Origin of the sequence: Micromonospora sp. NPDC048898, from assembly GCF_043198035.1 — a bacterium.
GTDB lineage: Bacteria > Actinomycetota > Actinomycetes > Mycobacteriales > Micromonosporaceae > Micromonospora.
The window spans coordinates 697,600-720,457 of the sequence record NZ_JBICUF010000002.1 but is presented as its reverse complement, the minus strand read 5'-3'; the positions used below and the strand labels follow the sequence as shown (position 1 = coordinate 720,457).

At 69.4% G+C, this 22,858-nt stretch carries 18 protein-coding genes; 10 read left to right on the top strand and 8 right to left on the bottom strand.

Annotation, left to right across the window (positions count from 1 at the left end):
* Positions 1-53: 53 nt before the first annotated feature.
* Both ACGFIQ_RS10055 and ACGFIQ_RS10050 read right to left on the bottom strand, forming a co-directional pair.
* Positions 54-1,586, bottom strand: a complete 1,533-nt coding sequence (locus ACGFIQ_RS10055; RefSeq protein WP_393242027.1) for a flotillin family protein — start codon at positions 1,584-1,586, stop codon at positions 54-56.
* 29 nt (positions 1,587-1,615) lie between these two features.
* Positions 1,616-2,137, bottom strand: coding sequence for a hypothetical protein (locus ACGFIQ_RS10050; RefSeq protein ID WP_393242203.1), 522 nt, complete (start codon positions 2,135-2,137; stop codon positions 1,616-1,618).
* Positions 2,138-2,215: 78 nt separating this feature from the next.
* Between ACGFIQ_RS10050 and ACGFIQ_RS10045 the strand changes: the two genes are divergently transcribed.
* A complete protein-coding gene (locus ACGFIQ_RS10045) occupies positions 2,216-2,695 on the top strand; it encodes a methylated-DNA--[protein]-cysteine S-methyltransferase (protein ID WP_393242024.1) in 480 nt (159 codons plus the stop codon).
* Positions 2,696-2,819: 124 nt separating this feature from the next.
* Positions 2,820-3,767, top strand: coding sequence for a hypothetical protein (locus ACGFIQ_RS10040; protein ID WP_393242021.1), 948 nt, complete (start codon positions 2,820-2,822; stop codon positions 3,765-3,767).
* Positions 3,768-3,858: 91 nt separating this feature from the next.
* Here the strand turns inward: ACGFIQ_RS10040 and ACGFIQ_RS10035 are convergent, their stop codons facing one another.
* On the bottom strand, positions 3,859-4,938 hold the full coding sequence (locus ACGFIQ_RS10035; protein WP_357066083.1) for an inositol-3-phosphate synthase: 1,080 nt from the start codon (positions 4,936-4,938) through the stop codon (positions 3,859-3,861).
* Between the two features lie 23 nt (positions 4,939-4,961).
* Entirely contained in the window at positions 4,962-5,600 is a 639-nt protein-coding gene (locus tag ACGFIQ_RS10030) for a PadR family transcriptional regulator (RefSeq protein ID WP_357066080.1), read from the bottom strand.
* A gap of 175 nt (positions 5,601-5,775) precedes the next feature.
* On the opposite strand from ACGFIQ_RS10030, the gene ACGFIQ_RS10025 reads away from it, so the two are divergent.
* On the top strand, positions 5,776-6,225 hold the full coding sequence (locus tag ACGFIQ_RS10025) for a DUF5318 domain-containing protein (protein ID WP_110564820.1): 450 nt from the start codon (positions 5,776-5,778) through the stop codon (positions 6,223-6,225).
* A gap of 139 nt (positions 6,226-6,364) precedes the next feature.
* Here ACGFIQ_RS10025 and ACGFIQ_RS10020 read toward each other — a convergent pair whose 3' ends face one another.
* The gene (locus ACGFIQ_RS10020) at positions 6,365-7,087 is read right to left on the bottom strand and encodes a hypothetical protein (protein ID WP_393242016.1); all 723 of its coding nucleotides are present in this window, start codon (positions 7,085-7,087) and stop codon (positions 6,365-6,367) included.
* Between ACGFIQ_RS10020 and ACGFIQ_RS10015 the strand changes: the two genes are divergently transcribed.
* Positions 7,050-9,278: a transglycosylase domain-containing protein gene (locus ACGFIQ_RS10015; RefSeq protein ID WP_393242013.1), complete on the top strand. Its 2,229-nt coding sequence runs from the start codon at positions 7,050-7,052 to the stop codon at positions 9,276-9,278. The genes ACGFIQ_RS10020 and ACGFIQ_RS10015 overlap by 38 nt on opposite strands.
* A 127-nt stretch (positions 9,279-9,405) precedes the next feature.
* On the top strand, positions 9,406-10,914 hold the full coding sequence (locus tag ACGFIQ_RS10010; protein WP_393242010.1) for a glycosyltransferase family 87 protein: 1,509 nt from the start codon (positions 9,406-9,408) through the stop codon (positions 10,912-10,914).
* A 119-nt stretch (positions 10,915-11,033) separates the two neighbouring features.
* Here the strand turns inward: ACGFIQ_RS10010 and ACGFIQ_RS10005 are convergent, their stop codons facing one another.
* The gene (locus tag ACGFIQ_RS10005; RefSeq protein ID WP_393242006.1) at positions 11,034-13,550 is read right to left on the bottom strand and encodes a hypothetical protein; all 2,517 of its coding nucleotides are present in this window, start codon (positions 13,548-13,550) and stop codon (positions 11,034-11,036) included.
* Complete coding sequence (locus tag ACGFIQ_RS10000) at positions 13,547-14,338, bottom strand: deoxyribonuclease IV (protein WP_393242003.1); 792 nt, start codon at positions 14,336-14,338, stop codon at positions 13,547-13,549. The genes ACGFIQ_RS10005 and ACGFIQ_RS10000 overlap by 4 nt, the downstream gene beginning before the upstream one ends.
* A gap of 640 nt (positions 14,339-14,978) precedes the next feature.
* Here ACGFIQ_RS10000 and rpsF point away from each other — a divergent pair.
* The 4 genes from rpsF to rplI all read left to right on the top strand — a co-directional run bounded on the left by rpsF (position 14,979) and on the right by rplI (position 16,631).
* The gene (gene rpsF, locus ACGFIQ_RS09995; protein ID WP_036391391.1) at positions 14,979-15,269 is read left to right on the top strand and encodes a 30S ribosomal protein S6; all 291 of its coding nucleotides are present in this window, start codon (positions 14,979-14,981) and stop codon (positions 15,267-15,269) included.
* 80 nt (positions 15,270-15,349) lie between these two features.
* The gene (locus ACGFIQ_RS09990; RefSeq protein ID WP_030487687.1) at positions 15,350-15,889 is read left to right on the top strand and encodes a single-stranded DNA-binding protein; all 540 of its coding nucleotides are present in this window, start codon (positions 15,350-15,352) and stop codon (positions 15,887-15,889) included.
* A complete protein-coding gene (gene rpsR, locus ACGFIQ_RS09985; protein WP_051723758.1) occupies positions 15,889-16,170 on the top strand; it encodes a 30S ribosomal protein S18 in 282 nt (93 codons plus the stop codon). The genes ACGFIQ_RS09990 and rpsR overlap by 1 nt, the downstream gene beginning before the upstream one ends.
* 14 nt (positions 16,171-16,184) lie before the next feature.
* The gene (gene rplI, locus ACGFIQ_RS09980) at positions 16,185-16,631 is read left to right on the top strand and encodes a 50S ribosomal protein L9 (protein WP_355028584.1); all 447 of its coding nucleotides are present in this window, start codon (positions 16,185-16,187) and stop codon (positions 16,629-16,631) included.
* A 197-nt stretch (positions 16,632-16,828) separates the two neighbouring features.
* On the opposite strand, the gene ACGFIQ_RS09975 is transcribed toward rplI, so the two are convergent.
* The gene (locus tag ACGFIQ_RS09975) at positions 16,829-18,355 is read right to left on the bottom strand and encodes a hypothetical protein (protein ID WP_393241999.1); all 1,527 of its coding nucleotides are present in this window, start codon (positions 18,353-18,355) and stop codon (positions 16,829-16,831) included.
* Between the two features lie 414 nt (positions 18,356-18,769).
* Between ACGFIQ_RS09975 and ACGFIQ_RS09970 the strand changes: the two genes are divergently transcribed.
* A complete protein-coding gene (locus tag ACGFIQ_RS09970; protein ID WP_393242200.1) occupies positions 18,770-22,837 on the top strand; it encodes a replicative DNA helicase in 4,068 nt (1,355 codons plus the stop codon).
* Positions 22,838-22,858: the final 21 nt, after the last annotated feature.

Sequence of the window (22,858 nt, the reverse complement as noted above, 5' to 3'; positions counted from 1 at the left end):
CGTGACGGGTGCCGCCCACGAGAGGGGCGGCACCCGTTGTCGGAGGAGACGGGTCAGCGGGTCTCGACGGCCGTCCCGTCCACGGACGCGCCCTTGCCGGACGCGGCGCCGTTGCCGGCGGAAGGCGACGCGGAGCCGAGCCGGGCCAGCAGACCGGCCAGGTCGATCCCGGTCAGGTCGCTGCCGAGCTGGAGCCCCTGGGCCACGTTGCCGGCCACCGACTTGGTCAGCGACGACGCACCGTCGGTCGAGATGACAGTCATCTTGTCGATCGCCCCGATCGGCGCGCTGGCCGCCTCCACCACCTGCGGCAGCACCTTCACCAGGAGGTCCAGGACCGCTGCCTCCCCGTACGCGGCGAACGCCTCGGCCTTGCGCGCCATCGCGTCCGCCTCGGCCTCGCCCCGGGCCAGGATGGCCGCCGCCTCGGCCTGACCCTCGCGCTCCACCGCCTCGGCGATCGCGGAACGGCGGCGCTGCTCGGCCTCGCCTTCCTTGGCGCCCTCGATCGCGTTCGCCTCGGCCAGTGCGGCACGTCGGGCCCGCTCACCCTCACCGGTGAGCCGCGCCTGCTCGGCGGAGGCCTGTGCGGCGGCGATCACGGACTGCCGCTGCGCGTCGGCGTGCAGCACCGCCGCGGCGCGGGACGCCTCGGCCTCCTGCTCCACCTTGTACCGGGCCGCGTCGGCGGGCTTGCGTACCTCGGTGTCGAGTTGGCGCTGCTTGAGTTCGGCGTTGCGCTCGGCGACCTTCTGCTGCTCGGAGAGGATCGCCTGGTCCCGCTCCGCCTGGGCGAGCGGCCCGGCGGCGGCGGACTTCGCCTTCGCCGCGTCGATCTCGGCCTGGATGCCGGCCTGCTTGAGGGCCAGGTTGCGGTTGGCCTCGGCGATGGCCTCCTCGGCGAGCAGTCGTTCCTGCTCGGCCTGCTGTCGGGCCCGCGCCTCGGCGATGGCCGCGTCCTTGAGCACCCGGGCGGCCTCGGGTCGACCCAGGTCCTGCAGGTAGGACCCTTCGGCGAGGATGTCCTGGAGCTGGAAGGTGTCCAGCACCAGACCCTGGTTGGTCATCGAGTGCTCGGCCTCCTCGGCGACCGCGCTGGCGAACGCCGCCCGGTCCCGGATGACCTCCTCGACGGTGAGCCGGCCGACGATCGAGCGCAGCGCGCCGGCCAGCACCTCCCGGGTGAAGTTGTCGATCTCGTCCTGTTGGTGCAGGAACCGCTGGGCGGCGGCCCGGATCGCGTCCTCGGTGCCGCCGACCTTGACGATCGCCACCCCGTGCAGATCGGCGCGGATGCCCTGCTTGCTCACCGCGCCCCGGATGCCGACGTCGATCCGCCTGCTGGACAGGTCGAGTGACTGGAGCTTCTGCACCACCGGCAGCACGAAGACCGAGGCGCCCAGCACGACCTTCTGCCCGGAGTTGTCGGTCGACCGGCCGCCGTCGGCGGTCTGCGTGGTGCGGCCCTTGCGGCCGGTGACGATGAACGCCTCGTTCGGCCCGGCCACCTTGATCCGGGAGAGCACGAAGAGCACCAGGATGAGCGCGAGGACAACCGCGCCACCGATGGCGATGAGCAGGGCCATGTAAAGGAGTCCCGTCTACGAGGAGGAGATCAGTAGGTCTCGACGTGCACGCTTGTCTCGCTGAGCGCCTGCACGACGAAGACCTGGGCGCCGATCGGGATCGGCTGGTCCGCGCGGGCGCTGAGCTTGACCGGTTGGCCGGCGAGGCGCACCCGGACCTCGCCGTAGCCGTCGACCGGCACCGGGGTGACGACCAGGCCGAGCGCGCCGACCAGGTCGTCGCGGGTGGGGGTGGGATCGGTGCGCATGTTCCGCGCCGCCCGGCTGAGGCGGGACGCCAGCCAGCCGGTGGGCACGGCCGCGAGCACGCCGCCGACCGCCGCACCGACGATCATGCCGGGGGTACGCGCACCGAGCAGTTCGTTGACGATGGCCCCGCCGAAGCCGAACGCCCCGGCGAAGCCGGCAACCGTTTCGACCGAGATCGGACCATCCACGTCGGCGTGCCCGAACTGGAACAGTTCGGTGCCGAGCAGGGCGAGCGCGAGCACCCCGATGCCCGCCCCGCCGATGATCAGAAAGATGAGCGTCCCCGTTGCCACGACCTGCACGGTATCGACGCCGCGCAACGCGGACCGGCTGCTGCCGGCGGGGCTCGCCCGGTCGCCCGGGTCGGGGAGAATGGGGCGATGCGCTGGACCGTGCTCGACTCCCCGATCGGCGAGTTCTCCGTCGCCACCGATGGCACGGCTGTCCGCGGCACCCACTTCGGTCGGGTCGAGGCAGCCACCGAGGAGCCCGGCGACGCGCTGTCCCGGCAGGCCGTCGCCGAGCTGCGGGCCTACTTCGCCGGCGAGTTGACCGCGTTCACCGTCCCGGTGTCGATGCCGCGTGGCTCGGACTTCGAGCGGGCCGTGTGGCGGGAGATGACGCGCATTCCGTACGGCGAGACGCTGACGTACGGCGAGGTGGCACGCCAGGTCGGCGATGCCGGGGCGGCTCGGGCGGTGGGGGTGGCCTGCAACCGCAACCCGGTGCCGGTGATCGTGCCGTGTCACCGGATCGTCGGTGCGGGCGGCAAGCTGGTCGGCTTCGGTGGCGGTCTGCCCCGCAAGGTCAAACTGCTGGAGTTGGAGGCCGTGGTCGCCCTGCGCCATGCCTGGTCCTGACCGTTCGCGGTCGGTTGGCCCGCCCGAGGGGGGACAAATCCTGACTATCAGCCGACCGGTCGATGTGGATACGTCGCCGCAACGGTCATGATCAAGCGTCATTTCCACTTTCGCGGGGGTACTCATGACCGAAAACCAGGACAAGACCGTCGGCCGGCGTCAGCTGCTGCGCCGCGCGGGCACCGTGGCCGCCGGTGTCGCCGGCACCACAGTGGTCGGCGCCGCCGCGGCCGGCTCGGCCCAGGCCGACCCTGGTCAGCCGGTGGTCCAGGCCGCCAACAACGTCGTCACGGGCGGCGGCACCACCGCGCTGGTCAACCCGGCGAACGTGCCGACCCTGCGGCTGGAGAACACGAACCTCGAAACGGACGCGTTCAACGTCAAGTTCGCCGGCCCACAGCTCATGCTGACGCCCAGCGGTGACCAGCTGAGTAAGAAAGCGCCGATCGGCTCGATGGGCGTGGACGAGGACGGCAACTTCCAGGTGGTGTCCGCCAAGGACAGCGCCAACAACTCCATCACCGACTACGTGTACACCACCGGCAACTCGAACCAGATCGTGCCGATCATCCCGCAGCGGGTCATCGACACCCGCGATCCGTCCTTGCGCGCCCGGATCCACAATGCCTCGTCGACCACCCTGGATTCGGCGGGCCGGCTGCGTGGCGGCCAGACGATCCACGTCCTGCTCGACGACTTCGTCTACTACGGTGACGCGCTTTTCGGCATCGTCACCGCGACGACCGCGGTCAACGCGGGCTTCCTGCAGATCTTCCCCTACGACACCCCGCGGCCGGCGAACTTCGCGTCACTGAACTACTCGGCCAACCAGGTCAACTCGAACGCGTTCATGTCGGGCATCGGCTGGACCGCCGACGCCGTTTCGATCTACGCGCTCCAGACCACGCATGTCGTCCTCGACGTGACGGCGTTCGTGGTCGGCTACGGCAGTGTCCACGAGGACATCCTGCCGTACTCCGTCAACGCCGCGGCGCGCGGCGCCAAGTCGCTTGCCGAGCGCAAGGCGGAGCGGGCGGCCAAGGCCAAGCAGGGCAAGCCGAGCTGGAAGTAACTCGAACGCCGTACCCACGGCGAGGCACCGAACGCGGCGAGGGCCGGGTCCCAACGGACCCGGCCCTCGGCCGTACCTGGTGCTCAGCGGGTCAGCGCTCGACCTCGCCGGCGATGAACTCCTCGACGGCCTGGTGGGCGTCGTGGTCGGCGTACTGCACCGGCGGGGACTTCATGAAGTACGACGAGGCCGACAGGATCGGGCCGCCGATCTTCCGGTCCAGCGCGATCTTCGCAGCCCGGACCGCGTCGATGATGACGCCGGCCGAGTTCGGAGAGTCCCACACCTCGAGCTTGAGCTCGGCGTTCAGCGGGGTGTCACCGAACGAGCGGCCCTCCAGGCGGATGTACGCCCACTTGCGGTCATCCAGCCACGGCACGTGGTCCGACGGGCCGATGTGCACGTCGCTCTTGCTCATCTCGTGCGGGATCTGCGAGGTGACCGACTGGGTCTTCGAGATCTTCTTCGAGACCAGCCGCTTGCGCTCCAGCATGTTCATGAAGTCCATGTTGCCGCCGAAGTTGAGCTGGTACGTGCGCAGCAGCTCGACGCCGCGGTCCTCGAAGAGCTTCGCCAGCGCGCGGTGCACGATGGTGGCGCCGACCTGGCTCTTGATGTCGTCACCGACGATCGGCAGGCCCGCGTCGGTGAACTTCTGGGCCCACTCCGGGTCGGAGGCGATGAAGACCGGCAGGGCGTTGACGAACGCGCAGCCGGCGTCGATCGCGGCCTGGGCGTAGAACTTGGCGGCCTGCTCGGAGCCGACCGGGAGATAGCAGACGACGACGTCGACCTGCGCGTCGCGCAGTGCCTGCGCCACGTCGACGGGGGTCGCGTCGGACTCCTCGACGATCTCGCGGTAGTACTGGCCCAGACCGTCGAAGGTCGGACCGCGCTGCACGCTGATGCCGGTCGGCGGCACGTCGCAGAGCTTGATGGTGTTGTTCTCGCTGGCGACGATCGCCTCCGCGAGGTCCATGCCCACCTTCTTGGCGTCCACGTCGAACGCCGCGACGAACTCCACGGAGTTGACGTGGTAGTCGCCGAAGGCGACGTGCATGAGACCCGGGACGCGGTCGTTCGGGTCGGCATTCCGGTAGTACTCGACGCCCTGAACAAGGGACGAGGCGCAGTTACCCACACCGACGATGGCGACGCGGACGGAGCCCATAGCGTCTGCCTCCTTCTTTTCTGTCACGGCCGCTCATTCCTGGTCTCTCCAGGCGGAGGCGGGCTGTTGTCTTCTCGTCGGCCACCGGCCGTCCCGATGTTCGGGACCGTCGGGGCTCGGCCGGAGCGCTCGTTGGCGATGAGCTCCTCCAGCCAGCGGACCTCGCGCTCACAGGCGTCGAGGCCGTGGCGCTGTAGTTCCAAGGTGTAAGCGTCGAGGCGCTCGGCTGCCCGGCCCAGCACGTCACGAAGCCCTTCGCGACGCTCCTCGATCTTGCGGCGGCGACCCTCCAGAATGCGCAGGCGGGTCGCCTGGTCGGTCCGGGCGAAGAACGCGAAGTGCACCCCGAAGCCCGTGTCGTCATACGTCTCGGGCCCGGCCTGTGCGATCAGCTGGGCGAAGCGTTCCTTGCCGTCCGCGGTGATTTTGTAGACCACCCGACCTCGTCGGCTGGTCAGCGCGGGAACCTCCTCGGCAGTGGCGGGTGTCTCAGCAGCTTCGGTGATCCATCCCGCCGCCTGCAGCCTGCGCAGGGTTGGATAGAGCGAGCCGTAGCTGATCGCCGCCCGGATCGCGCCGAGTTTGGCGGTCAGCTCCTTGCGCAGCTCGTAGCCGTGCATCGGAGACTCCTGCAGGAGGCCGAGGATGGCGAACTCGAGCACTGGCCATCCTCTCTTTACCCTCCGGCGTGAAGCGGTAACCGCCGCGATGTATCGGTCCGATACATCGCACGTTAGCGGGTCGCGCCAGCCAGGGCAAACCCCCGTTCCGAGACGTCGTCGTCACGGATTGTGAGCATGGTCGCCTGGTCGGGCCGGACCGCGTACCCTTCTCCGCATGCGTACGCAGCGCCAGGTCGTCGACTACTCGCTTCAGAAGCGAGCAGTGCTGCGTGAACTCCTGGCCGGGCGGGTCGGCACGTACGACGTCTGCGACGCATCGCCGTACCTGAAGAACGCCGCTCGGTTCCACGGAGAGCCGACCGACCGGCGCTGCCCGATCTGCCGCAGTGAAAACCTGACCCTCGTCCACTACATTTACGGCGACGAGCTCAAGCAGTCCGCCGGGCAGGCACGGACACTTACCGAGCTGCCCGTCCTGGCGATGACGCTGCGTGAGTTCCAGGTCTTCGTGGTGGAGGTGTGCCTCGGCTGTGACTGGAACCATCTCGTCGAGCAGTACCTGCTCGGCCGGGACGGTCTGACCGGCGACAGCGACGGCACCGGCGAGCAGGACGTGGCGGCCGCCGAAGGTGCGGGTCGGCGGAGGCGAGAGGCGCAACGGTGATCGCAGCTGGTTGGACCGGCCCCGGGGCCATCGACAAAGCCCGGGACGGACGACCGCTCGTTGGTCCGATTGGCCCGATTGATACGGCATTGACCTCGGTGAGGTGGCACTCTCGTGCCACCGTCCCGGGTGAAGCAACTCACGGCAACCCGGTGGCGGCGCAGTCGCGCCCCACCGCGACCGGCAGGGTGTGAGGAATGAACTCGTACGGCGATCCCAGTTCTGCGCGCGGCCGGGCCCAGTACCCGGGTGCGAACGGCAACCCCGGGTCGGGCGCGGACGACGCGCACCGCAGACCCGGCGGTGACTCCCCCGGGAGTGGCTGGTCGGCCTCGGAGGGCGGCGCGGCAACCCCGGGTCGCGCCTCGGTGCCGCCGCGAGCCGCCGGTGGGCGGGCCACGGTAGGCGGTTCCGCCTCGGTGCCGCCGCGTGGCACCGCGGCGGCCGGATCGGCCTCGGTGGGTTCGGCGACCCCGGGCCGAGCGGGGCGGGCCTCGGTGCCGGTGTCGCCGGCGCCGGGTGTGGCCGCGGGTCGCGCCGGCGCGGGCCGGGCCTCGGTGCCCGTGTCCCCGGCGCCCGGAGCGCCGGCAGGTCGGGCCACGGTCGGTGCCGCCGCTGTCGGCGCCGCCTCGGCGGGCCGGGCCAGTGTCGGCTCCGCGTCGGTGGGTGGCCGTGCCGCGGTGGCCCGGGCGAGCGTCTCGCCGGTCTCCGGCGGTCCCGGTGGCCCGGGTGGGCCCAACGGTCCGGGCGGACCCAACGGGCCGGGCCGGGGCGGTCGTGGTGCGGGCGGCCCGGGTGCGGCGCGGGCGAAGAAGCGCAAACGGATGAACCTGCTGATCGCCGGGGTCGCGGTCTTCATCATGCTGGCCGGTGTCGGCGTGGTCGGGTTCACCTACTACTCGACGAACGTGGTCATGCCCAACGAGTTGCCGCTGCCGCTGTCCACCACGGTGTACGCCAAGGACGGCAAGACCCCGTTGGCCAAGCTGGGCAGCGAGAACCGCACGTTCGTCACCATCAACCAGATCCCGGAGTTCGTGCAGCACGCGGTGGCGGCAGCCGAGGACCGCAACTTCTACCGGCACTCCGGCGTCGACTACAAGGGCATCGTCCGGGCCGGATGGAACAACATCTCCGGTGGCGACAAGCAGGGTGCCTCGACCATCACCCAGCAGTACGCCCGCAACGCGTTCGAGAATCTCCAGGACGACACGTACGGCCGGAAGGTGAAGGAGGCCATCCTCGCCTCCAAGCTGAACGAGAAGTACGACAAGCCGGAGATCATGCAGCACTACCTCAACGTGATCTACTTCGGCCGCGGCGCGTACGGCATCGAGGCGGCGGCACAGACCTACTTCGGCAAGTCGGCGAAGGACCTCAACGTGGCCGAGGGCGCGGTCCTCGCGGCGGTCATCAAGCAGCCGGTGGCCAGCGACACCCACAAGGGGTTCGACCCCGCGGTCAACCTTCCGGACGCCAAGGCGCGGTGGGACTACGTGATCGCCGGCATGAAGAAGGAAGGCTGGGTGGACTCCCCCGGCAAGCCCGTGTCGCCGACCGAGTACCCGAAGGTGCTGGCACCGAAGAAGGGCGGCAACGGGTTCGGTGTCGACAGCCCGCGCGGCAACGTCATCAACTACGTCCGCCAGGAGATGGACGCGATGGGCCTCTGCTCCGACAGCGGTGCGGAGGGCAAGACGAGCTGCGTGGACGCGCTGCGCGACGGCGGTTACCGGATCACCACCACCATCGACCCCAAGTTGCAGACCGCCGCGGAGAACACGGCGATGCAGTCGAAGAAGGGCTCCGAGCTCAACGACCAGCCGAAGAACCTGATGGCTGCGGTGGTGTCGATCGACCCGTCGAAGGGTCGCGTGCTCGCCTACTACGGCGGTGACAGCGGCGCCGACTTCGACTACGCCGGCAAGAACACCGACAAGAACGGCGACCTGACCGGTGGGCACCAGCCGGGCTCGTCGATGAAGGTGTACACGCTGGCCGCCGCGATCGAGGCCGGCATCTCGGTCAAGTCGCACTGGGACCCCACGCCGTACAAGCCCGAGGGTTCCTCTGTCGCGATCGGCAACGCCGGCCGCACCAACCTCAAGTGCGGCAAGTACTGCACCCTCGAAGAGTCGACGATCCAGTCGTACAACGTGCCCTTCTACTGGGTTGCCGACAAGATCGGCGCGGACAAGGTCGTCGACATGGCCCGGAAGGCCGGCGTGACCACCATGTGGGGCGTCGACCCGCCGCAGGCCTTCGACCTGTCGAAGAAGGGTCCGAACCCGTTCGACAACTACACCGGTTTCGGCAAGTACCCGATCACCGTGTTCGACCACGCCAACGCCATGGCGACGTTCGCCAACGACGGCAAGTACATCAAGGCCCACTTCGTCCTCAAGGTGGAGCAGCAGGACAAGGACACCGGCAAGTGGAAGGTCGTCGGCAGCGAGCGCATCAAGCCGGAACAGCGGATCCCCAAGAAGATCACCGACGAGGTCACCGGTGTCCTGAAGCAGATCCCGCGCCCCAACGACATCTCCCTGGAGAACGGCCGCCAGGCCGCCGCCAAGACCGGCACCTGGGAGTACGACAAGGACGACAACTCGCACGCCTGGACTGTCGGCTACACCCCGCAGAACGCCACAGCGGTGTGGGTGGGCAGCCGCGACCCGAAGAAGCCGCAGATCCGCCTCGCCAGCGGCAAGGACATCGGTGGTTCGACGCTCCCCGGCCCGATCTGGGAGAAGTACATGAACTTCGCCCTCAAGGGCCTGGAGGAGATCCCCCTGCCCAGCGTCACCGGTGAGGGTGACGTCACGAAGGGCAACGGCAAGGAGCCGCCGCCGACCATCCCAGGTCTGCCGGGTGGCCCGGGAGGCCCTGTCTGTGACCCGCTGACCGACCCGTTCTGCACGGTTCCGGGCGGTAACCCCGGGGGCAACCCGGGCGGTAATCCCGGTGGGCCTGGCGGGCCCGGCGGGCCAGGTGGTGGGCCCGGTGGTGGCGGCGGTGGAGTGCTGCCCGGCCTACCGCCCAACCAGGACTGACCCGCAGCTCCGCACGACGCCGCCGCCGGCCGGACGACCTGTCCGGCCGGCGGCGGCGTTTTCGTACCCAGATCTCTCCGCGTCGGGACGGGACGGGTACCCCCGTCATACGGCAGGATGCCTTTTCATGAGCACCCAGTCGACGCCCGGCATCGACGACGCCGGCACCACCGACCACCCGTCCCGCTCCGACGGGTTCGTCCGCGGCCTCTCCGGTGCGATCGGCGGCCCGCTGGGCGACCACGCGACCGCGCTGGACCGGCCGGCCGGCCAGGAGCGGCGGTTCTGGACCGCCGTCCGGATCGTGCTGGCCCTGGTCTGCCTCACTCTCGCGCTGCACTGGGTGCAGAAGTCGCCCTGCCAGGACGGCGCCTGGCAGAACAACGTCCAGTACACCCGGTTCTGCTACACCGACGTCCTCGCCCTCTACTACGCCGAAGGGCTCAACGAGGGCAAGGTGCCCTACCGTGACCACCCGGTCGAGTACCCGGTGCTGACCGGCTACTTCATGGGCGCGTTGGGCCTGCCGGTGCACGCGGTCGGCGAGGGCGACCCGGGCATCAACCAGGGCCAGTGGTTCTACAACCTCAACGCGCTGGTGCTGGGCTCGCTCGCGGTGGCCACGGTGGCGGTGATCCTGGCGCTGCGCCGCAGACGACCCTGGGACGCCGCGTTGTTCGCACTCGCCCCGGCGTTGGTGCTCACCGCCACCGTCAACTGGGACCTGCTGGCCATCGGGCTGGCTGCCTTCGGCCTGCTGGCCTGGGCCCGAAAACGACCGGCGGTCGCCGGCGTGCTGCTCGGGCTGGCCGGCGCGGCCAAGCTGTGGCCGTTGTTCGTGCTCGGGCCGATCCTCATTCTCGCGCTGCGGGCCAACCGGCTCCGTGCCGCGCTCACCGCCATCGGCATGGCGATTGCCGCCGTGGTGCTGGTGAACCTGCCCGCCGCGCGGGCGTACCCGGACAACTGGGACCGATTCTTCGAGCTGAACACCACTCGGCCGATCGACTGGGGCACGTTCTGGTACATCGGGCGCTACCTGGACGGCAAGGTGGGCAACGACCCCGCCCGGCTCGGCCCGTTCGAGTGGCTGAACGCCAACATCCCCACCCTCAACACCCTCTCGTACGCGCTGTTCGGGCTGGCCTGCCTCGGCGTGGCCGTGCTGGCGTTGCGGGCACCACGCCGCCCGCGGCTGGGCCAGCTCGCCTTCCTGGTGGTGGCGGCGTTCCTCATCTTCAGCAAGGTCTGGTCGCAGCAGTTTGTGCTGTGGCTCCTGCCGCTGGTGGTGTTGGCCCGCCCCAAGTGGGGAGCCTTCCTGGCCTGGCAGATCGCCGAGGTCTGCTACTTCGTCGCCTTCTACGGTGAGCTGCTTGGCGCGGCGACCAGCCGCCCGGTCTTCCCCGAGGGGGTGTTCGTGCTGGCCTCGACGTTGCGGCTGACCACCGTGGTGGTGCTCTGCGTGCTGGTCGTCCAGGAGATCCGGCACCCCGAGCGGGACGCCGTGCGGGCCACCTATCCGGACGACCCGGACGGTGGCGTCCTCGACGGCGCACCAGACGCGCCCTGGCTGGACCGCTGGCGCCGCAAAGAGACGAGCAGCGAACCCCGACCCGAGCCCGTCGCAGCTACCTGACAGTTAGGCCGAACGCGGCCCGCACCACGTCAGGGTTTGCGGGGGAGCCCACCCGGCGCAGGGATCAAGCCTGACCGCCCGGAGCCGGGTGGGCTCCCCCGAAAACCCGCCCTCAAGCTTCACAGGCGATAGACGACGGCGTTCCCGACATCCTGGCGGGTGATGCCGAGCGACTCGACAGGTGCGTCGATGGTGATCTCCCACGGCGTACCGGGCACCCGGTCGCGCAGCAGCACCACCGTCCGGACGCCGAGCGTGCGCAGGTAGTCGATGCTTGTCTGGTTGGGGAACGCCTGGCTTACCCGACGGACGTCGTCCAGCTGGCGTGGCGTGAAGCCACTGCCGCCGTTGACCACGTCGGGGAACCCACTTGTCGACCAGAGCATCACGTGCTGGTCCAGGTTCTGGCTGCTGGGCAACACCAGCAGGGGCCCCTCGGCCGTACGCATCGCGGCCGGCTGTCTCGGCACCACCGGGTGCGGGGTGTTGTTCAGGCCCTCGACGGTGACCAGCAGCAGCGGCAGCAACGTGGCCATCCGCAGCCACGGCCCCGGCCACGACGGGATCCGCTGCGCGGTCAACTCGCGGACCCGGTCGGTGAGCGCGGTGACCGCTCCCGCCGCGAGCAGGCCAAGCAACAACGTGGTCCAGAGCATCAACCGACCAGGGGTACGCAGAGCACTCCAGCCCGGCACGTGCTCGAAGAGTGGCACGTAGGTGAAGGTGCCGTCGAAGAAACGGGTGCCCATCGCGAAGGCCATCGTCACCAGCACCCCGACGAGCAGCAGCAGTCGGTGCCGCAGCCGCCACACCGAGAAGAACAGCCCACCCAGGGCGAGCGCGTAGAGCACGTAGCCCGGCAACAGGGTCATCTCCGGGTGCCACGGCAGTGCCGCGCGGGCGCCCTCGTGCAGTCCACCCCAGATCCACGACTCGGCGGGCGCCGTCACGAACCCCGACGCCGGCGGCGAGAAGACGTCGACGTCGTCGATGGTGCGCTCGGCGTACGGGTGCAGCTCGGTCACCCGGAAGAACGGGAACGCCATCAGCAGCCCCACACCGGCGAACAACAACCCGCCGAGCACATTGGCGACGAACAACCGGCGACCGAACGGCACGGCCTGGCGGGTGCGCACCCGCCGCACACAGAAGAGGACGACGGCGACCAGCACCGCGACGCCCAGGAGGTACGCGAACGGCAGCCCGATGCCGAAGCCGAGACTGAGCTGCCAGGCCGCCACCAGCCAACCGCCGTAGACCCAACCGTCGTGCCGCCGCTCGGGCCGGTAACCGTGCCGCAGTGACCAACCGTGCCCGCGTGCCAACATTGCCAGCGCCAGCGGAATCCCGCCGTTGGAGAGCACGTGCAGGTGCCCGGCCTGGGACAGCAACCACGGCGCGTAGGTGTAGGTGACGCCGGCGACGGCGGCACCGATCCGACCAGCGCCCAACTGTCGAGCCAGGGCGTACGCCCCGAACGTGGCGAGCGCGTGCGCCAGCACGAACATGATGTTGTAGCGCAGGACCGCGTCCTCGGGGCCGCTGCCGAGCATCCCCGCCGGGGCGTAGCCCAGCAGGGTGTCGGAGAACGCGAAGCTCCACAGCTCGGGGAAGAACGTGTTGGACTGCCACAGGCGCGCCGGATCGGTCAGCAGGATGTGCCCCGACCAGGCCATCTGCCAGGCTTGCAGGCTCGGATCCCAGTAGTCCTGCGGAAGTGTGTAGCGCGGGTAGCGCAGCGTCGGCCAGGTCATCAGCACGGCCAGCGCCAGCGAGCCGAGGGCGGCCAGGGTCCACTCGTGGATCAGGAATCGGCCCACGGCCCGGCCGGACCGGGTGAGGATGGACGGCTTCGGCTCCGGAGCGGAAGCGAACGCCTCCCAACGATCCGGGTCAGCCGGTTTCGTCTCGCCATCGGTCGGTGCCTGACCGTTGGCGTCGCCCGGCTTCGCGCCCTTGGTCGTGCCATCGCCCTTGGTCGCGCCATCGCCCTTGGTCGCGTCGTCCTTCGGGTCGCTGTCCTTGACCGGGTCACCGACCTTGGCGGCGTTGGCCTTGGCGTCGTCGGTCTCGGCGTCGTCGGTCTCGGCGTCGTCGGTCTTGGCCGGGTCGTCGGCCTTGGTGTCGTCGGCCTTGACGGCACCGGCCTTGGCGCTGTCGGTCTTGGCCGCTTTGCCGCGCTTGGTCAGGCGGCTGAGCCAGCCCCGTTTCGGCGTGTCCGTACCGCTGGTATCGGCCGTACCGCTGGTATCGGCCGTACCGCTGGTATCGGCCGTACCGCTGGCTTCGGCTGTGTCGCTGGTTTTGGCCGTACCGCCGGCTTTGCCCGTACCGCTGGCTTCAGGTACGTCGTCCTTCGCGGGACCGGGTTCGATGTCACCGGTGGCGACGCTGGCACCCGTGGGCCTGCCGTTCGTCGCCGCTGCGGGCTTCGCCTCGTCGGTCGATCGCGGCTCGGGGCTTTCCCCGGTCGTCGCAGCCGATGCTTCGGCGGAGTCGGGCGCCTGGTCGGTGCCCGAGGTGTCGGACGGCCGGGTCGGGCTGCCCGTCGTGGACGCGGTGGCGGGTTGGTTCTCGGCTTCCGCGCCGGCGGGGGCGGGCCGGGCCGCACCGGTCCCGGGCTGTCCGGTTGTCATGCTGCCCGGCTCTCCGTCCCGAGCTGCTGGCGGAGAAAGTCGATGTCGGCGGCCTGACCGGCCACACCTCCCGGTGTCTCGACCACCACCGGCGCCCCGGCCGCCCGGATCACCGCCACCACCAGTTCCGGGTCGATCGTCCCGCCGCCCAGGTTGTCGTGCCGGTCCTGGCCGGAGTTGAACGCGCCCTTGGAGTTGTTGGCGTGGATCAGGTCGATCCGGCCGGTGATCGCCTTGACCCGGTCGACGAGCCCGAGCAGGTCCTCGCCGCCCGCGTACGCGTGGCAGGTGTCCAGGCAGAAGCCGACCTCGTGGTCGCCGATGGCGTCCCAGAGTCGGGCCAGCGCGTCCAGTCGACGGGCGCACGCGTTGTCGCCCCCGGCGGTGTTCTCGATCAGAACCGGCACGCCGAAGCCACCGGAGTCGGCGGCGTACGCGAAGGTCTTGCGCCAGTTGTCGAAGCCGACGGCCAGGTCGTCACCGGCGTTGACGTGCCCGCCGTGGACGATCACGCCCTTGGCGCCGATGGCGGCGGCCGCGTTGGCGTGCCCGAGCAGCAGCTTCCGGCTCGGGATCCGGATGCGGTTGTTGAGGGTCGCCACGTTGATGACGTACGGCGCGTGCACGTAGAGGTCGACCTCGGCCGCGCGCAGTAGTTCGGCGTCCTCCCGAGGCTTGGGCGCCTTCCACCCCTGAGGGTCGGAGAGGAAGAACTGCACGGTGTCGGCGGACCGGGCGGCCGCCTCCGCCAGCGGGTCGGTCGAGTCGACGTGGGCTCCGATACGCATGCGAGCGAGCCTACGTCGCGACCCTGACTGCCGCCGCGACGGTCGGGGCGGTGTCGCGGGGGGTCACACGTCACCGCTGGGACCGACGGTCGTTGATGGGATTGAACCGGCGACCAGCGCCCGGTCCGGTTGGTGGTGTGAGCGCCACGTGCGGCGACCGGGGTCGACGGCCGACAGCGAGGTTGCCTCCGCCACGCGGCCCGGCGCGGCGGGGGCGGCCCCTTCACATCCCGGATCCCCACCGATGAAGAATCTCGGAAATTTGTACTTTTTCCTCCGACAAGGTACGAGTGCTGTTGTATCGTCAGATAACAACACGATAAAGCTCCGCGGGGCGTCTTCCGTCCAACCTCATCGGTGTGGTCGTTCCTCCCCAGGTCCCACCCAAGGAATGCGGACGGGACGCCCCGCGGCCTCGTTGGACGGGGGTCCACCACCGATCGCTACACGGTCGGGCGGTGGGCCCCCGTCAGCGTGTCCGGGTGCTGACCCGACCGCCCCGGGCATGATCGTTCGGACCGGGTATCCTGGTCAGGTTGTCCGCGTCCGGCCGGGTTCCCTCGGCGCGTGCGGGCAGCGACACAAGACCTCCTGCCACGGAAGGACCGTGGCCGCTTAGCCCACAGGAGGTGAGCACGTCTTGCGTCACTACGAACTCATGGTCATCCTCGACTCCAGCCTCGAGGAGCGCACCGTCGCACCGTCGCTCGACACGTACCTGAACGTGATTCGGACCGCGGGTGGCTCGGTTGAGAAGACCGACGTGTGGGGCCGCCGGCGCCTCGCGTACGAGATCAACAAGAAGGCCGAAGGCATCTACGCCGTCATCGACCTGCAGGCCACGCCTGCTGCGGTGGCCGAGCTGGACCGTCAGTTGCGCCTCAACGAGTCCGTGCTGCGCACCAAGGTCATCCGACCGGAAATGCGCTAGAGCATCCAACCCCGGTTCGTCCGGATCAGCCTCCGTGACTCTGTCGTACGGCTCTGCGAGCCTGTACGACGAGACGCTGAGTGCGCGAGGAGATGGTCATGGCAGGAGACACCACCATCACGGTCATCGGCAATCTGACCGATGACCCCGAGTTGCGGTTCACCCCCTCCGGGGCTGCGGTCGCCAAGTTCCGAGTCGCTTCGACGCCCCGCTTCATGGACAAGGCGTCGAACGAATGGAAGGACGGCGAGCCGCTGTTCCTCGCATGCACCGTGTGGCGGCAGGCCGCCGAGCACGTCGCCGAGTCGCTGCAGCGTGGCGCCCGGGTGATCGTGTCGGGCCGGCTGCGTCAGCGGTCGTACGAGACCCGCGAGGGTGAGAAGCGCACCGTCATCGAGCTTGAGGTCGACGAGATCGGCCCGTCGCTGCGCTACGCCACGGCGAAGGTGCAGAAGATGTCCCGCTCCGGCGGCGGTGGCGGCGGCTTCGGTGGCGGCGGTGGCGGCGGTCAGGGTGGCGGCGGAGGCAACTTCGACGACCCCTGGGCCTCGGCTGCGCCCTCTCCCTCTCCCGCGCGTGCCGGTTCGGGCGCCAATTTTGATGAGGAGCCACCGTTCTAATGGCGCCTAGCGCTCGCGATCGCAAACCAGGAGCACGTGCAACGGCCAAGGCTGCGGCACTGCGCAAGCCCAAGAAGAAGGTGAACCCGCTCGACAAGGACGGGATCGCCTACATCGATTACAAGGACACCGCGCTGCTGCGCAAGTTCATCTCCGATCGCGGCAAGATCCGCGCTCGTCGGGTGACCGGCGTGACCTCGCAGCAGCAGCGGCAGATCGCCCGTGCAGTCAAGAACGCCCGTGAGATGGCGCTCCTGCCGTACACGGCCACCACCCGCTGAGAGGAGGCACCGATATGAAGATCATCCTGACTCAGGAAGTGTCCGGCCTCGGTGCCCCGGGCGACGTCGTCGAGGTCAAGGACGGCTACGGCCGTAACTACCTGCTGCCGCAGGGCTTCGCGATCGCCTGGACCAAGGGCGCGGAAAAGCAGGTCACGGTCATCAAGCGGGCCCGTGGGGCTCGCGAGATCCGCGACCTCGACCACGCCAACGAGGTCAAGGCTCAGCTCGAGGGTCTCAAGGTCAACCTGAAGGTCCGCGCCGGCGACGGCGGACGGCTCTTCGGCTCGGTCACTCCGGCCGAGATCGTCGACGCCGTCAAGGCGGCCAGCGGCCCGGTCCTCGACCGGCGCCGGCTGGAGGTGCCCGGTCACATCAAGTCGACCGGCAGCTACCCGGTGAAGATCAAGCTTCACCCCGAGGTGACCGCGTCGTTCAACCTGAACGTCCTTCAGGGCTGACGTCCGCAACACCACCACGAGGGCCCGCATCGAGCAGTCGGTGCGGGCCCTCGTGCGTACGTCATCGGATCCTGACCAATGCCTCGCCACCGGTGCCGCTGACGATCACCCCGCGCAGCAGCGGCGAGACAGCCCGGGCACTCGGCTCCCGCGCTCGCCGGCGAACCCACCCGGCACAGCCTCGACCGGCCGGTCGGTCACCCGATCGGTTGACCGGTCACCGCGCTGATCAGCACCGTGGAGAGGCCGCCGCCCACCACCGCGGCGGCGAGCGCGATGGTGGCCGAACGCCACGTCGTGCCCACCCGGCGCAGCAGCGCCGCCACCACCAGACTGCTCACCAACGCCAACCCGAAGCGCGGTGAGCCGGCCAGCAGCGACTCCAACGCGCGGGACCGCGGCGAGTCGCACCCACCCCCGCTGATGTCGGTCACACAACCAGCCGGCGCCTGACTGTCCAACGTCAACAGCCACACGAAGATCAGAACCGCCGGCGTCAGATAACAGGCAGCCGTGTACAGCAACGGCCGGAAGGGCCCACCCGGATCCGGGTCGAGCAGATCGTCCTCCAGGCGGCGAGCCCAGGCACCCGTGGCCGCCGACTCGACCCGACGCCGCACCGACGCCGCCCCGACCGCCGCCCGGTCCGCCCGACGCCGTGGCGCTGCCCGAGGGGGCACCGGCGCACTGCGCGGCCGAGGAGCCGTGTAGCCCACCACCGGCGAGCGGGGCGCCGACGGCAGCGGATCCGTCCATCTGGGATCGTCGCCCGCCAGCCGGGTGCCGGACCAGAACCCGTCGTCCCGCGTCGGCCAATCCTCCGTCGCGGCAGCCCGGTCGGAGGGCGGCGGCAGCGCACGCTCCCACTTGTCGTCCTCGATCGCGGACCGCTCCCACTGGCCGGTGCGGTCGGACCGCTCCCAGCCACCGACGCCATCCACCGCCGACCACTGCTCGCTCAGATCCGTGCCGTCAGCACCGGCACCGGGCGGCCACGCGTGCACGCCCGAGGAGTCCCACGGATCCACCGCGGGCGGGTACGACGGCTCGGGCTCGGCCACCCGCTCCGACCCACGTGCCCACGGGTCGGCCGCCGGCCGGGACCACGACTCCTCCGCCGCACGCCGGCTGCGCCGGGTGGGGCGGCTCACGTCCGGCACCGGCTCGCTCGGAGCGGGCTCCAGATCCCCGCCCGACCAGATCACCTGCGGACGGCCAGCGGGCGCACGGCGGGGACGGCGGTCCGGGACGGCACCGGAGACCGGCTCGTCCTCCCCGGCATCCGCGCGTCGACGCCCGGCGTACCCCTGCTCCTGCGGACGGTCGAGCGTCCACTCCCGGGTGTGGTCCGACTCGGGGGCCGCGCCGATCGCCGCCTGCTCCCGCCAACTCGTCTCGCTGCCCCGCCGTCGGCTGCCCGACGACTCGATGGACCGCCGGCCGGCACCGGAAGTCGGCCGTTCGGGCTCGTCCTCGTCCGGTGCCGCGTGGCGACCGCCACCGTCGGCGTGCCGAACACCCGACTCCAGCGCCCATCGGGGCAGGTAGGCGTCGACCGGCTCGTCCTGGCCGCGGTCCAACGCACGCCGCCGACTGGACGTCCGGTAACGGCCGTCCTCGTCGTACGGCTCAACCGGAAGAGACGCCGCGCGCTCACCCCACGAGGCGGTCGGCTGGCGCTCGCGCGGGCTGCCATCCCCGCGTCCCCAGTCCCGGTAACTCACGGCCGGAGTGTGACCCTTCTGAACCGAAAGCGGAATCCGCTGTCCAGGTGTAGCCGTTCGCTGGAGATAGTACGGGACGATCGTGTCACAGACCCGACCGAAATATTCTCCTCCACAGGCTGGGGAGCATGTTTCCGCAGGTCAAAGAGCTAAGGCCAAGAATTCCCCAGTGGTTATCCACAGGCTGTGCACACACTGCGCACACCATGTCCACCGGCATCCACAGGTTGTCCCGAGGCTCGTCCACCGGCGTTGTTGAGTCTCTGACCTCGGGGTCCGTATGGTTGGCCCCCGACCGCCGGCGCGATGGCCCCCGATCGACCGGCCCGGTCGGACGGAGTTGTCAGACCCCAGCGGTAGAGCTGGAACAGATCCGACGCAGTGGAGGGGGGACCCGTGTCGGTCACCGACGACATGCGGGCGGAGTCACGGTCGGGTGGCGGTCAACCACCCGCGCCACGAGACGGCCAGTTCGACAAGACCCCGCCCCAGGACGTTGCCGCCGAGCAGTGCGTCCTCGGCGGCATGCTGCTCTCCAAGGACGCCATCGCCGACGTCGTCGAGATCCTCAAGACCAACGACTTCTATCGGCCGGTGCACGCCACCATCTTCGACATCATCCTCGACATCTACGGCCGGGGTGAGCCGGCCGACTCGATCACGGTCGCGGCGGCGCTCGCCGACTCCGGCGACCTGGTCCGCATCGGCGGCGCGCCCTACCTGCACACCCTCATCGCCAGCGTGCCCACCGCCGCGAACGCGGCCTACTACGCGCGCATCGTCAGCGAACGCGCGGTGCTGCGCCGGTTGGTCGAGGCCGGCACCAAGATCGTGCAACTGGGCTACGGCACCGCCAGCGGCGGCGCCCGGGACGTCGACGATGTCGTGGACCTCGCCCAGCAGGCCGTCTACGACGTCACCGAACGGCGGGTCAGCGAGGACTTCGCGATCCTGGCCGACATGTTGCAGCCGACACTCGACGAGATCGAGGCGGTGGGCGCGCAGGGCGGCATGATGACCGGGGTGCCGACCGGCTTCAGCGACCTGGACCGACTGCTCAACGGCCTGCACGCCGGACAGTTGATCATCGTGGCTGGAAGGCCTGGTCTTGGAAAGGCGCTCGCGCTCGACACCCCGCTGCCGACGCCGGACGGCTGGACCACCATGGGCGAGGTCAGGGCCGGCGATCAACTTCTGGCGGCCGACGGCAGACCCACCACAGTCACACACGCCTTCGACGTCATGCACGATCGCCCCTGCTACGAGGTCGAGTTCTCCGACGGCACGGTCATCGTGGCCGACGCGGAGCACCTGTGGAAGACGACGAGCCGACGACAGGGGCCGGCGCGGCAGCGGCGCCACTGGCCCGAGTCGTCGCTGGCCAATGTGCGTGCGGCACACGAAAGGCTCGGTGCCGCGCACAACCAGCCGAGCACACTCTTCGACACGATCGCGCAGGTCGGCCCGGAGTTCCGACACGTCCTGCACACCGTCGCCCACGAGGTCGGGTCGGTTGGGCGGATCAGCCGTCCCACCGTCCGCAGCGGTAGGACGCGGAACTGGACCGCGCCCGGCTATCCGGTCGGTCCCCTCCTGACTGCGCTCCTCGAACGGGCCGAGCGGGAGGTCAACGCTGGCAGTCGGGCCGACCACGACGGAGTCGTCACCACCGCCGAGATCGCGGCCACGCTGCGTACGGGCACCGACCAACGGCTCAACCACGCGGTACGAAACAGCGCTCCCCTCCACCTTCCGGATCGGGACCTGCTGATCCCGCCCTACACCTTGGGGGCGTGGCTCGGTGACGGTCACTCCGGGGCAAGCCGCTTCACCACTGCGGATCCGGAGATGATCACGCTGGTCGAGGCGGACGGTTTCGCCGTCCGCCCCAGCGGCCCGATGGTCTACACCATCCTGCCGCCCCAGCCCGCTGCCGTCGGCAACGGCGTCTGCGCGGACTGTGGCGTTTCCACGCGGGCGTTGCGGGAGAATCCAGCGACCAGGAAGTGTGCCGACTGCCGTCACCGGAACGGTTCCTTCCTCGGGCTGCTGCGTCAGGTCGGAGTGGCAGGGGCCAAGCACATCCCGGGCAGCTATCTGCGCGCCTCCGAGGCCCAGCGTCGGGCATTGCTGGCTGGCCTGATGGACACCGATGGCACCGTCGCCCCCACCGGAAACCTCCAGTACACGTCGACCTCGAAGCGGTTGGCCGACGACGTCCGCGAACTCATCGTCAGCCTCGGTTACCGCTGCACGGTCAACGTGAAGCCGGTCCGCGGTCGCACCCCCGAGTCGTCGACGGCGTACACGTTGAACTTCTCCACACCGGATGTCGTCTTCCGACTCAAACGGAAGCAGGACGCGCACGCCGAGCGCCGCCGCACCACCTCCGACGTGCGGACGACCTCGCGTTTCATCGTCGACGTCCGGCCGATCGCCAGCGTGCCGGTGCGGTGCGTGACCGTCGACAACGACGAACACCTGTACCTGGCCGGCCGGGCCATGATTCCGACGCACAACAGCACGGCGAGCATGGACTTCGCCCGCAATGCTGCTATTCGCGCCAACCAGGCTGCCGCGATCTTCTCGCTGGAAATGAGCAAGGTCGAGATCGTCATGCGGCTGCTCTCCGCCGAGGCGCGGGTGCCTCTGCACGTGCTGCGCAGCGGTCAGCTCTCCGACGACGACTGGACCAAGTTGGCCCGGTGTATGGGCGAGATCAGCGAGGCGCCGCTCTTCGTCGACGACACGCCGAGCATGAACCTGATGGAGATCCGGGCGAAGGCCCGACGGTTGAAGCAGCGGCACGACCTCAAGATGATCGTGGTCGACTATCTCCAGCTGATGACCTCACCGAAGCGCACCGAGAGCCGCCAGCAGGAGGTCGCCGACCTGTCCCGTGGCCTGAAGCTGTTGGCCAAGGAGGTCGAGTGCCCGGTCATCGCGGTCAGTCAGCTGAACCGTGGCCCCGAGCAGCGCACCGACAAACGACCCCAGTTGTCCGATCTGCGGGAGTCGGGTTGCCTTACGGCGGAGACTCGAGTGGTTCGCGCGGATAACAATACCGAGATCACGCTCGGTGAGTTGTTGTCAAACAACGTTAAAGACATCCCGGTCTGGGCGTTGGACGAGAGCCTTCGGTACACGCCACGCACGATGACCCACGTCTTCCCGAGCGGTAGCCGCGAGGTGTTCCGACTGACCCTCGCCTCGGGCAAGCAGATCGATGCCACTGCCAACCACCCCTTCCTCGCGTTCACCGGGTGGGTTCCGCTCGGCGAGCTGTCACCCGGGGATCGCCTTGCCACACCACGTCACCTGCCGCCGCCAATGGCCACCCGCCCATGGGCCGACGCGGAGGTCGTCATGTTGGCGCACCTGTTGGGCGACGGCTCCTTCGTGCGGCGCCAACCGATCCGATACGCAAGCTGCGATGAGCTGAACCTGCAGGCTGTGGCGGAAGCCGCGAAGCATTTCGGGATCACCGCCGTTCGCGACGACTATGCGGCCGCGAGGGTGACCACCCTCCGGCTGCCTGCGCCCTACCGCCTGGCACGCGGTCGGCGTAACCCGATCGCGGCTTGGCTGGACGACCTGGGCCTCTTCGGGCTGAGGTCACACGAGAAGTTCCTTCCTTCGGCCGTTTTCAGCCTGCCCAAGGAGCAGATCACCGCCTTCCTGCGGCACCTGTGGGCCACTGATGGTTCGGTGACCGTCAACAGCGCGGGCCGCGGAGGGCGCGTCTATTTCGCGTCCACAAGCCGACGAATGCTCGAGGACATTTCTCGACTGCTCCTGAGGTACGGCATTACGGCCCGGCTGAGGGTCGTACCAGTCGTGAGACACCGCCCTCAGTACACGCTCGACATCTCCGGCCGGGATGACCAGTTGAGGTTCCTGCGCGAGATCGGTGTCTACGGGCAGCGGTCGGAGGGCTGTTCCGCTCTGCTCGCCGCATTGGAGTTGACGGAGAGCAACACCAACGTCGACACCGTGCCCCGAGAGGTGTGGACCAGAGTCAAGGAGATCCTGGTCGAGCAGGGCATGACTCACCGTGAGTTCGCCGAGGCCATCGGCACCCAATTCTGCGGCAGCACCCTCTGGAAGCATGCGCCCAGCCGCTCCCGGCTGGCGGCGATCGCCACCGTTCTTGATGCGGCCGACCTGGACCTGCACGCCACCAACGACATCTTCTGGGACTCGATCGTGTCCATCGAGTCGATTGGTGAGCAGGAGGTGTTCGACGCGACTGTGCTCGAGAAGCACAACTTCATCGCCAACGGCATCGCCACCCACAACTCGATTGAGCAGGATGCCGACGTTGTCATCCTTCTGCACCGTGACGACTACTACGACAAGGAGTCCCCTCGGGCCGGGGAGGCGGATTTTATTGTTGCCAAGCATCGAAATGGCCCCACCGACACGGTGACCGTCGCGGCCCAGCTACACCTGTCCCGCTTCGTCGACATGGCCATCGGCTGACCGGCAGGGCACCCGCCGTCG

Bases quoted from the DNA above. Each gene is read 5' to 3' on its own strand.
- ACGFIQ_RS10045 (WP_393242024.1), top strand. From the start codon at position 2,216: ATGCGCTGGACCGTGCTCGACTCCCCGATCGGCGAGTTCTCCGTCGCC.
- ACGFIQ_RS09970 (WP_393242200.1), top strand. From the start codon at position 18,770: ATGCGGGCGGAGTCACGGTCGGGTGGCGGTCAACCACCCGCGCCACGA.
- ACGFIQ_RS10025 (WP_110564820.1), top strand. From the start codon at position 5,776: ATGCGTACGCAGCGCCAGGTCGTCGACTACTCGCTTCAGAAGCGAGCA.
- ACGFIQ_RS10055 (WP_393242027.1), bottom strand. From the start codon at position 1,586: ATGGCCCTGCTCATCGCCATCGGTGGCGCGGTTGTCCTCGCGCTCATC.
- ACGFIQ_RS10020 (WP_393242016.1), bottom strand. From the start codon at position 7,087: ATGATGAAGACCGCGACCCCGGCGATCAGCAGGTTCATCCGTTTGCGC.
- ACGFIQ_RS10035 (WP_357066083.1), bottom strand. From the start codon at position 4,938: ATGGGCTCCGTCCGCGTCGCCATCGTCGGTGTGGGTAACTGCGCCTCG.
- ACGFIQ_RS10005 (WP_393242006.1), bottom strand. From the start codon at position 13,550: ATGACAACCGGACAGCCCGGGACCGGTGCGGCCCGGCCCGCCCCCGCC.
- ACGFIQ_RS10010 (WP_393242010.1), top strand. From the start codon at position 9,406: ATGAGCACCCAGTCGACGCCCGGCATCGACGACGCCGGCACCACCGAC.
- ACGFIQ_RS10000 (WP_393242003.1), bottom strand. From the start codon at position 14,338: ATGCGTATCGGAGCCCACGTCGACTCGACCGACCCGCTGGCGGAGGCG.
- ACGFIQ_RS10015 (WP_393242013.1), top strand. From the start codon at position 7,050: ATGAACCTGCTGATCGCCGGGGTCGCGGTCTTCATCATGCTGGCCGGT.
- rplI (WP_355028584.1), top strand. From the start codon at position 16,185: ATGAAGATCATCCTGACTCAGGAAGTGTCCGGCCTCGGTGCCCCGGGC.
- ACGFIQ_RS10040 (WP_393242021.1), top strand. From the start codon at position 2,820: ATGACCGAAAACCAGGACAAGACCGTCGGCCGGCGTCAGCTGCTGCGC.
- rpsR (WP_051723758.1), top strand. From the start codon at position 15,889: ATGGCGCCTAGCGCTCGCGATCGCAAACCAGGAGCACGTGCAACGGCC.